The sequence below is a fragment of the Verrucomicrobiia bacterium genome, from assembly GCA_019634635.1.
Lineage (GTDB): Bacteria > Verrucomicrobiota > Verrucomicrobiia > Limisphaerales > UBA9464 > UBA9464.
Map to the genome: position 1 here is coordinate 172737 of JAHCBB010000006.1, position 11432 is coordinate 184168.

An 11432-nucleotide genomic window follows, 5' to 3' on the forward strand; every position below is an offset into this window, starting at 1 on the left:
ACCTCAAACCGAACGTGAACTTCCCCGGCCCGACCTCTCCCCGGCCCGACCTCTCCCCGGCCCGACCTCTCCCCGGCCCGACCTCTCCCCGGCCCGAGGAACCATCCTTCTGTTAGCAGCACTCCTGGCAGGAGTTGCTCTCCAGGCTCAACAAGAACGCTGGACTTCGCCAAACGGCACTGGTGACGGAACAAGCACCAACGCGCCGAAGAAGTTCACCAACCTTGCGGTGAACGAGTGGCTCGATCAGACGAATGCGCTTCCGAATCTGACGATCTACTTCCTCCCTGGAGACTACATGGTGGGTGGCACCAACAAGGGCCATACTAGCACCTCGGACGCGATCTGGATCAAGGGAAACACCAACCGAATCGTGCGCCTTGTGGGCATTCCCGACGCCAACGGCATTCGTCCACGGCTGGTGTTGGGGCCGCGGTCAGACACCAATAGCTGGCCCAATGAAAATTCCGCCCACCAGTGGTTGATTCGCGTTGGTGCCTCAGGGACTCCCCTTAAGAACTTCTACCTCGACACCATCCAGGTCGAGAACCTCGTCCTGGATGGCAACTTTGGGGGCTTGGGAGCGTGGACCTCAGAGGCCAACGCCGGCGGCTATAAATCCTTTGCCCTCGATCTGGCGGCTTTCCGAGGCAGGGTTCGCAACGTCCTCATCCAGAACTTCGGTTCCGTCGGAAAGGTTCCCCTATCCCATCTCGACGGATTCGGGGGTGTGGAGGGATTCCCGGTTTTCATCCATACCTTTGATGACGGACAGGCCAATTTTCCGGGTGCCCCCGCGCCCTGGATCATCGAGGACGTCGAGGTTTCGAATTTCGGGGCACTCCATGCGGGATACTCGACAATCCTCATGCCCCACGTGTACCGAAATTCCAATGCACCCAGCACCACCCCGGTGGCCATCGTAAGACGATGCCAGGTGCGGGGCAATCCACGAACCATCGGGTCGGGCACCGGAGGTCGCTCGAGCGAATACCCCACGATCGCCAACTGGACCAATCACGCGGCCTTTACCGCCTCGGGCCGGATTCTCTTTGAGGACAATGTCTTCCTCAACGTGGGCAGCGGGTTCAATTTGGACACCGGGACCCTCGGACCGCTGGTTTGGAACAACAACGCGTTTCTGGATGCAACGGTGCTTGGCTTTTTGGGAATTCCGGACAATTGGGGAGACCCCACCCAGAGGGGCCTCTTCGTCACCAACAACCTCATCCGGCTCGCGGGAAGAAATTTTCACCAGAATTACAGCGACATCTGCATAAACGATCCCGAAACCGCCCAGACCAACCCGAACTTGGGGCTGGGCCGGATCGAGACCAACGACTGCCATGGTCTCATCATCCGCGGTCGTGCGGGCGATGTGCATTTTCAGCACAACGACCTGACCACCTGGCCCCTGGCCAGCTTTTTCCGCCCAGATCCGGGTAACAGCGGGCAGTCCGTTTTCCGCCCCATCTGGAAGATTCCGACACTGTCGAACATCAACTGTTCCATTTATTCGCGGACCCGGGAGCCGGTGACCAACATGGTGCTCACCGCCAACCGGCTCTCGACGGTTGGCTATGACGTCACCAGTCCGACCCTTCTGCCCACCGCGACGTACGCATCCTTCACCCCCACATCGGCACCCCTGTACAACGACCTCCGAACCGCTGTATCGCCCTCACCGGGCGGCTTCCAGCCTGCCGGCCGCCTGGAGCGGGTCGGCATGATCACCAATGGCTCCGGCCGCCTGACGGCCGTCCGGGAAGTGCAGATCGGCCAGACCTCGTACTCAACCACCAACAACGGCACCCTCACGGTCGTCGTCCGAGTCGCCGATCAGCGCCTGGCTGCCGGTGGGGTGACCGGAACGCTGCCGGTTTCCGGGGTCTCGTTGAGACTGACCAACGCCATCATTCACCCCAATGGGAGCGTCACCAGCCATCTCATCGCGCAGACCAGCACCAACAATGGAACGGCAACGTTCACCCTCTCCAATCTGGCCGGGATCCACGGGATGTGCCGCCTGGCGGCCTTTGCGGATCTGGGAGCCGCCAACGGGCTGCTGGATCCCGATCGCGATGCCTGGTCCAGCCACAGTTTTCCCCTGGGAACAACGGTTGAACTGACCGCAAGTCCGGACGTGGGCGATGACAAGAATACGGCCTCCGCAAAGCGGGCCCGCATCCGCGTGCGTCGCAGCGGTCCCACCAGCAGCTCCCTTTCGGTCAACCTCTCCCTCCATTCGGGCGTGTTCGTTCGTCCCAACAATTTGAGCGATCTTGCGGCGACCTACGGGACTTCGGGCACCGCCGATTACTACATTTCCAACGGCACCGGCACCTGGTCCACCAGCAGCCCGTTCACCAACGGCACCATCACCATCCCGGCGGGCAGCGACACCGCGGACGTGCAGATCGTCACCCGTGAGGACAACCTGACCGAGCAGAACATCATCGTGGCCCGCCTGGCCCTCTCTGCAAACTACGCGCCCGGGCTGTCCACCAACGTGCATGTCCTGATCTTTGACGGGCCGATGTGGACCCTCAAAGAGCTTTCCACTGATAACTCCGGATACTATACAATTAATTCCCAAGCATACGCTCTGAATGACCTCAACGGGAGCACCCAACCCCGGGCGGCTGGTTTCGGTGATTTCGGCACCCTCAGCGGTACCAACCTGATCTATGTTGCCTCGCGAGGAGGCCACTGGCAGCTTCCAAACGTGGCGTTCAACCCCATTGAGGATATGCAGTACTATGGGATCAGCACCGCCCCAATTCACCTGGTAGGGGGGGTGGGAAGCAATGCGCGCGTCCGGGTGCTTGGAGGTTCCGCAACTAATCTGCCCCACCTCTCCAGCGGTCCGAGCACCGCATGGGGCATTGTCTCCAATGCAGCCTTGATCGTCGGGAGGAGCCGCAATGCGAACTCCACAAGTCGTCCAACCACCTGGGTGTGGGCCTCAACAAACACGGGCTATACACCGTTTGATGTCGGAGGCAATCTTAACAGTAGTTGGCCCGGGGAGGCATATGGCGCAAATTTAAACAACCAGGTAATCGGAGAACTTCGTGTGACCTACCAGAGCGGCCTGTCGAACTACGTGGCATTTCGCAGCCAAGCAGGCACGAGCGTCAAGGGCCTTGAGTTTAATCCGTCCGACGGTGCCGGCGATATTTTAAGAGCCCCCGGAACGAGTGGGGGTCAGAATCTCAAATCCAGAGGCACAGCGGTCAATAGTTCGGGTCACGCAGTGGGGTGGTATGAAACCGACTCGGCAGTAAGACGGGCGGTCTATTGGCCGAGTTCTGGATTGGGATCCCAGTCCAGTTCATTGGATCTTAATGCTTGGAAAGCTCGTATTGGTACATCTGAAGACTCCCGAAGTTCTGCAAACGCCATCTCCAGTTCTGGTTGGATTGCAGGCTGGTCAAATACAAATAATTCACCTGGAAGAGCAGTGCTCAAAAGAAGTCCAAACGCCAGTGCGACCGACTGGGTTGATTTGAATGACCCGCACTTCACTCATGCCCCAAGTGGATGGATTCTGAAGGACGCGTCAGGCATAAATGCCTCGGGCCAAATTGTCGGGAATGGGTTGTTTAATGGAAGCCAGCGCGCGTTTGTATTAATTCCAAGGACCTCTGGAAATTAGTAGGTCCACCACGAAGATGAAACGTACATATGTCAGCGCTCTTCTGAGCTGCACGGTGTTTGCCTCCGCACAGCCGATCCCGAATCTAGGGTTGATTGAAGCCATTGACTTCGACGAGAATGGCACGACCGACATCGGGTACGTATCGGATGGAATAAAATCTGCTGACACCCCGGAAACGTGGCGAGTGAGCTATGGCATCGCACCTTGGAACGCTTCACGGTTCGTTCGTGCGACCAGCAGGCGCCTGCCGTTTCTTGCTGGAGAGATTGTGGACGTCAGGAAGCAATCTCTCACCAATTACTTTCCCGATCCGCCACGTCCTCCATCAGAGAACTATGGTATTCGCCTTCTTGAGTATCGGGCCATCATGAAGAACGACTGGGAATTTGCGACGATCGGTGAATCCGCGTTTGAACGCGAGAAGGATCTTCTTCTCGGCCTGCGGCTCGCCCTTGTGACGGGTTTCCACCACGGCTGGCTCCGGCTCAGCCGTCCGGTGGTGGACAGCCACACGCCGTTTGAGGTGACGGGGGTCGCCTTCCACCCGGTACCCGGGGAACCGATCGTTGCCGGTGAGGCACCCCCGCTGCCTCCGATCCAGCACCGCCTGGATTCTGAAGGCCTCGCGCTTTGGTGGGACGTGCGCTGGGGCAACCTGCTGCTGGAAACCGCCGATCACCTCGACCCTCCCGTGGAGTGGGAACCGGTGGCGGTCGCAGCCGGCGGTCCGATCACCGTGGCCGGCGGGGAGGAATCCCGGCGGTTCTATCGTTTGCGTGTTCCTCCATGAACCTTGCAAAGCCCAGCGATCGGGCAAGCTTCAGCCGCGCGAGGTCCTGGTGTATGGGGCGGGAATCGCGCGGAAGGCGGAGGGGGTTCACGCTGGTGGAACTTCTGGTGGTCGTCGCGGTGATCGCCCTGCTGGCCGGCCTGCTGTTGCCCGCACTGATCGGTGCGCGGCAGAAGGCCGGTGCGGTGGCGTGCGTCAACAACCTGCGCCAGCTCACGCTGGCGTGGTTGTTGTATGCACCGGATTGCCGGGACTGGATGTCCCCGTCGGAGACGAGCACCGGCGAACCCCATCTGCCGCGATGGGTGGAGGGCTACTACCTGGGCATCATGAGCGATGCCGACGCCGCGAATACGGACCAGCTCCTGGCGCCCGGCCCCGGTCACCTCGGGCCGTATTTGCGCGAAGCCCGCGTGTTTCGTTGTCCGGATGACCACAGCCGGGCCAACTTGGTCAAGAACCGGGGTGCGCGTCGTTCGCGCAGTTACTCGATGAACAATTTCATCGTCTTCGGTGGCAGCGGCGTGGGACGCCTGCCCGATGGGGAACTCGCGTACGATCCGGTGGCGTTGGTGCGCATGGACGACTTTCGGGCCGTGTCGCCCTCGGGATTCTACGTGTTCATTGACTCCCATCCGTGGACCCTCACCCACGGGATGTTTCTCATCCAGCCTGGCCTTCCGCCGGAGGAGTACGCCTGGGTTGGCAAGTGGCCGGCCGGACGGCGCGCGCGGCGGTGTCCCGTGAGCTTTGCCGATGGTCACGTGGAGCTTCGTAAATGGGTGGATTCCCGCACTGCCCCGGTGATCCGAACCCTTGAGGAGGCTTCCGCAGCTGCGGACATCAACCGCCGGAACAACCCCGACTTCCTCTGGCTCTGGGAGCGTGCCTGGGATCCGGGGAGGTGACGGGTGGACTGGGGACGGAACCCGCAGCGACCGGAGGGGATCTCAAACGGTTCCGGAGGTCCCGACCGGAATTTGGACGAATTTGATGTCGCCCATTCCAGGTGTCGGCAGTCTTCCGTCGGCGAATGGGCGTCGTTCAAACCTGAGCAGGTCTTTCGTATGTTTCGCGTCTGGATTGCAGCACTGCTCCTGATGGGAGCTTCCGTCGGGACGACGGCGGGCGGACTCGTCCGGCAGCCCAACCATTCCCTGAGGCTTCCCCAGAATCCGGGGCGTTTCGGATTCCGGTTGGTGGATGCCCTGAACCTGCAGTTCGACGTCCCCGTCCGGGTGGTGTTCCCACCCGGGGAAACCAACCGGGTGTTCGTCGTGGAAAAGGGCGGCGTCGTGGCCGTGGTCACCAACATCGCCGCGCCCAGCCGGACTGTCTTTCTCGATGTCACCGGGTCCACCTTCGTGGGGCCCGAAGAAGGCCTGCTTTCGATGGCGTTTCATCCGCAATACGCGAGCAACGGGCGGTTTTTCGTTCATCGGGTGGCTCGCGAGGACACCGACGACGAGCCCCTGCGCTTCAATCAGATCTCCGAATTCCGTGTGTCGGTGGAGGATCCGTCCCGCGCGGATCCGCAGGAGCGCGTCCTGATCCGCCAGAAGTATACCCGCCGCAACCATTACGGAGGCGACCTGCATTTCGGACGGGATGGGTACCTCTACGGTTCCTGTGGGGACGGATATGCCCCGAAGACCAACAGCCAGCAGATTGACGGCGGATTCTTTTCGGCCATCTGGAGGATTGATGTGGATGAGCGCCCGGATTCGCTCGCGCCCAATCCGCATCCGTCGGTGATTGGCGGTTACCGCATTCCACCAGACAACCCGTTCGTGGGCGCCACATCGTTTCTGGGACGCCCGGTGGATCCCGCCCGCGTGCGAACCGAGTTCTGGTCGGTGGGCCTCCGGAATCCCTTCCGATTTTCGCTGGATCCGGAGACGGGGGATCCTTGGGTGGGTGATGTGGGATTCGAGTCGTCCGAGGCGGTTTACGTGAGTCGCAAGGGGGCGAACCACGGCTGGCCTGCCCGCGAAGGGGGGGTCCCGGGAATTCTGCCCGAGAGCGTGCCGGAGGATTTCTTCTCCAATCCGGATCATGGCTACGGGGCACCGGTCTTCGCGTACGATCACAACTCGGGCAGTTGCGTGATCGGGGGCGAGGTTTATCGCGGTTCACGGTTTGCAGCGCTGTATGGGTATCTCTTGTTTTCGGACTATGGAGGCGGCTGGGTCACTGCCATGAGGCCGAATCCCGGTGGGCGGGCCGATCTCATATCCCTCGGGGGATACCAGCCCCGCGTCACTTCCCTCAAGGTCCATGAGACCACCGACGATCTGTGGGTCTCGGAGATCGCCCAGAACCGGATCTGGAAACTGGCCTATTCGGGAGTCTTCACGGGGGAACGGTTGCCGGAAACGCTCGCGGAGACGGGCGCATTCGCCAATCTGGAGACGCTCGAGCCGCATCCCGGAATCGTCCCGTATGAGGTCAACGAGCCGTTCTGGTCTGACGGTGCCCGGAAACGACGCTGGTTCTCAGTACCGCGGGTGGAGGACACCTTCGGATTTCGGGCCGCGGGCGCCTGGGAATCACCGGCAGGAACGGTGTGGATCAAGCACTTCGAGCTGGAAATGACGAACGGTGTCCCGGAATCCGCCCGGCGTCTGGAAACCCGGTTCCTCGTCCGCAATTCGAACGGAGTTTACGGGGTGACCTACCGGTGGACGTCCCCGGGCAACGCCGTGTTGGTGCCGGAGGGAGGGTTTGGCGAGACCATTCCCGTGGTGATGGACGGTGTCCGAACGGACCGGGAATGGAGGTATCCCGGTCGCGGCGAATGTCTGGCCTGCCACAATCAGGCCAGCGGTTGGGCCCTGAGCTTCAACACCGCCCAGCTCAACCGGATCGCGGGATCGCCGGCACTCCCATCGCACCAAATCGCGGACCTGGCACAGGCCGGGTATCTCCACGACCCGCCCGTGACCCTCCGGCCGCTTCCGATGCTCGCCCGCACGGAAGATCCGGATGCGAGTCTGGAATGGCGGGCACGAAGCTACCTTGCCGCGAACTGCGGCAACTGTCATCGGCCGGGAGGACCGGGGCATGGGTTTTTTGATGCCCGACTCGAGACGCCGACTGCGCTCAGCGGTCTTGTGGACGGGAGATTGCTGTCACCGGGGACTGATCCCCGGGACCGTGTGATCGCCCCCGGGGATCCCGGGCATTCGGTCCTCTTGCGACGCCTCTCGACGCGCGGGCCGGGACAGATGCCGCCCCTGGCTTCCTCCGTTGCGGATGGTGCGGGCGCCCAGTTGATCCGCGACTGGATCCTGTCCCTCGCCACACCCTCCCCGGAAGAGCCGGCCATCGTCCGGCCTCATCGCCCTGAGGGCGGCTATCGGATTCGGATCGCGCAACCGGCAAACCGGCGGCTGCGCATGGAATGGACTTCCCGTCTCAATTCGCCCGCCTGGGAGGCCATGGATCTTCCGGGCACTGAATGGGTCTTTCCCGCGACCGCCCGGGATCTGGAGGTTCCAATTGAGGGCGCGGTTGGCACCGGATACCTCCGGGTGCTGACCTTGGCGCCGTAGCGCCATTGCGCCTTTGCAGTCGTGGAACGTTCCGGCCTTGATGTCCAGTGGCGGAGCCTCGCTGCGGGGGCGAACCCACTGGTGAGCCGCGTGCAGAGTCAGAAGTCGTCGCCACAGTCGCCAACGGCGTCCCGCGAAGTAAGACCTCACCGTTCGGCGACTTCACCCGCCGTTCCCCGGTGACGCGCCGGTCCGTTCCGAGAACGGCGGAGGACCGCACGTACTGCACCTTATTGGCCGGCGGCCGCAAGAGGTCCTGCCGGGTCGCCCAATTTCGCTTGGTCCGTGGCATTGCAACTGCTGGAAATGGTCGTCCCCACGATGTCCAGCGCCCAAAATGAAACACCTTTCGCGTCCCTGGCGTCCGCTGTTCGCCGGGGTTTGTCTGTTGGTTTTCGTTCCGTTTGCCCGTGGTGAACCGCGTCTCGCCCGGATCAATGGCGGCAATTCGGCGGCGGTGATCGGTCTTGACGGCCGCCTGTGGACTTGGGGCGATATTGCCTTTCAGCCCCGGTTCCGTGAACCAGGGCTGCTGCCATGGCAACCCCGTCCGGCTCCGATGCCGCCGGACGGCGGGCGCTGGACCCGGGCCGCCCTTGGATTCGTTCTTGTCGCGCAAAGTGACGCCGGCGGCCTGTACCTGCTCCAGCGTGTGCCCGACAACGAACCCGCACCGGGCTTTGCGCCGCTGGATGAGCCGCTCCTTCTTGGAGAGGGTCCATGGACGGCTTTTGATGTGGGAGGTTTCGGCGGCAGTTGGGTCAATGGTACGACACGGGCCGCATTTGTGGCGGTTCTGACGGAATCAGGCCGGGCGGACTGCCTGACATTCGACTGGCCGCGGAACGGTGCGACCAAGGGCCCGGCGATTCGATCGGACCGGCTCCCGTTTCCACCCGGAGTTTTGCGGTGGAAGCAAATCGCGGCCGGATACGGTTTTTTGATGGCGTTGGGCGACGACGGGAGACTCTACGATTTCTCAATCTTCCTGGATTCCGCGGCTCCATTGTCATCGGCACCACCGCGGAGCCTGGCCGCCGACCCCGATGGCGGCCATTGGACGAACATCACCGCGAATGTGGACATGCGGTTCGCCTGGTCGAGTTCCGGCCGGCTCTATTTGGTGCCTCCTCCAGAAGCGACCTGGGATCCGGGACCTCTTGACATTCCATCGGGTGGACAGCCTTGGGCGGACGTATCGGGATACGGGCCGCTGTTCCTCCTTCGCAACGCCTCAAACGAGCTGTGGTTGGCCACATATGTCGGCACGGCACCGCAGGCCGCCACAAATCTGCCTCGATCTGTCGCCATGGCATCGGCGAACCGCTTCAGCGTGCTCCTCGACACGCAGGGCGTGGTCCGGACCGTTGGCGACCCGTACCGCACCCCCTTTTGGGAAGCGGTCTCAGGCACCGACTTTCCGGGCCTCCGCGGGCCGGCCGAGCCGTTCGAACCGCCCGCCTCCGAGCCTCCTGTGGTCACGATCGAAGCCGTCGTTCCGCAGGGAGCCAGCCCGGAGACGCCGGACGCTCCAGCTTCACCCGCCGTCTTCCGGTTCCGCCGCAGCGGTGATCCCGACGAACCGCTTGTCGCACAGCTGTGGGTCACGCAATCCCTCGCGCTGACACGACTCGCCATCCAAGGGCTGACGAATATTCAGAGCCGGGCCTACGGACACGGAAGTGGGGGGCCACCGGAAGCGGCCGAAGTCCGCTTCGAGCCCGGCCAGTCGGAGACCGAAGTTCATGTCGGGTTGCGCTACACGGAAAGCGGCGGCGCGCCGTTGCGGTTTGGCCTGCAAATCGCCGATTCCGTGGATTATCTGGTCGGCACTTCATCGTTCGCTTCCGTCCGGCTTGTGCAGACGGTGCCGTCGAATCCCCTGCCGCGGGTCGTCGTCCGCCCGCTGTCCAACGCAGGGGGCGTCGCCCCCGACACCACCGAGTTTGTGGAGTACGAAGTCGTCGCCACAGTCGCCAACGGCGTCCCTGTGCAGGCGACAATCATCGGAACGAACACCGCAGCCGTCGCCACGTTGAAATTCCCGCCGGGCCCCGACGGCGTCCCGCAGTCGGTCGTGTTCCGGGTCCACGTGCCGGGGGCAGGTCGCCTGCAACCGTCGTTCGCGGTCACCGACGGTTTCGGTCGCACCGTAACCCAGGCCGCGACGCGGAGCCTCACGGTCACCGGGCCTCCGCCGCCGCGTTTTGCCGTTCGCGTCGTCATTCCTGATGAGTCGCACATGGCTCCCACCACGGTAAGGATCGAGGCGGGCCGCTCCCTTCCGGTCCCTGCGAATTCGTCGCTCTGGGTGGATGTTCGCGGGGATGACGGCTCGCACAGCCTGACGCGACATCCGGGAACCAACGCAACCCTGACCCTGCCCATCTTGTGGCCCGGCACCTACACGGTGCGGGTATCGGACAGTCTGACCCTGACAGGAACGGCGGCCGCGAGGGCGCGCTTTCGAATTCTCGGTCCGGACGACCTTCCCATTCTGGAGTTCGCGACCAACCGCTGGGTCTTCCGCCGCGGTGAAACCGGCGCGGTGACGGTCGTTCGTCGCGGCGCCACCCATGGCGCAGTGGAGTTCCGCATCCAGCTGATGGGAAACAGCTTCGTGAATGTGCCGATCCCACGGGCCGTCGCGTACGGGGCTGTTCCGACACTCGATTACGTGACAACGGACGCCATGGACGGAACAAACTCAATGCCGGCGGGGGCCGGCCGCGCGGACGTGTTGATCCCATTCCCCGGCGGAGGGCCGTACCGCGGAAATCGGGGTGGAACGTTGATGTTGACATCCATGATCGGAGCGTCTCCGGGTTCACTGGCCATCGCCGAGCTCGTGATTCTTGAAGACCGTAAACTGCCCTCGCTTGATCCGGTGTTGAGGGTGACCGATCCGCCATCCGCCTCCTCCGTGAACATCGCCCTCGACGTCGGCGGCGACCCCAATTTGTTCCTGAGCGTGGGCGTCACCAACGCGCAGAACACGAGGGCCTATTTCGGACTACGGCCAGCGGCCGAATTCCGTTATCGGCCGGCGGGGGCAAGGTTGCAGACGTTGCGGGCGACCGTGGCCGATCGCTGGGGGCGATTTTTCGATTCGGCGCCGCTGGAATTCGAAGTGCCGACCACCCTCGCTTGGACCGGTGAAGAGAACCGAAATCGCCGGTTGCTGATTCTTCCGTCCGCCGCGGGCGCAAACATCGAGGGTTCAACGAATCTGGTGGATTGGGAAACGGTGCTCCCGTGGGAACTCGTCAACCCCTCGTCCGACGGTGTTGTCCTGCCGACTCTGGATTCGGGTTCGGGTCCGGACATGGGATTCTACCGGGTGAGGTTTGCGCCGTGATCGGAACCATGCGACGCCGTGAAGCGCTGCGAGGCTGAGCATTGTTGAGTCTCGCCCACCTTTCCCTGG

The 11432-nt window shown here is 62.7% G+C and carries 5 protein-coding genes; all 5 read left to right on the top strand.

The features are described from left to right. The first annotated feature begins 229 nt into the window (after positions 1-229). The 5 genes from KF791_06275 (at position 230) to KF791_06295 (ending at position 11363) form a co-directional block, all read left to right on the top strand. Positions 230-3658, top strand: a complete 3429-nt coding sequence (locus KF791_06275; protein ID MBX3732184.1) for a hypothetical protein — start codon at positions 230-232, stop codon at positions 3656-3658. A gap of 16 nt (positions 3659-3674) precedes the next feature. Further along, entirely contained in the window at positions 3675-4451 is a 777-nt protein-coding gene (locus KF791_06280) for a hypothetical protein (GenBank protein MBX3732185.1), read from the top strand. A gap of 53 nt (positions 4452-4504) precedes the next feature. Next, positions 4505-5359, top strand: coding sequence for a prepilin-type N-terminal cleavage/methylation domain-containing protein (locus KF791_06285; protein ID MBX3732186.1), 855 nt, complete (start codon positions 4505-4507; stop codon positions 5357-5359). A gap of 159 nt (positions 5360-5518) precedes the next feature. Further along, complete coding sequence (locus tag KF791_06290; GenBank protein MBX3732187.1) at positions 5519-8005, top strand: PQQ-dependent sugar dehydrogenase; 2487 nt, start codon at positions 5519-5521, stop codon at positions 8003-8005. 337 nt (positions 8006-8342) lie between these two features. Beyond that, complete coding sequence (locus KF791_06295; GenBank protein MBX3732188.1) at positions 8343-11363, top strand: hypothetical protein; 3021 nt, start codon at positions 8343-8345, stop codon at positions 11361-11363. Positions 11364-11432 lie beyond the last annotated feature (69 nt).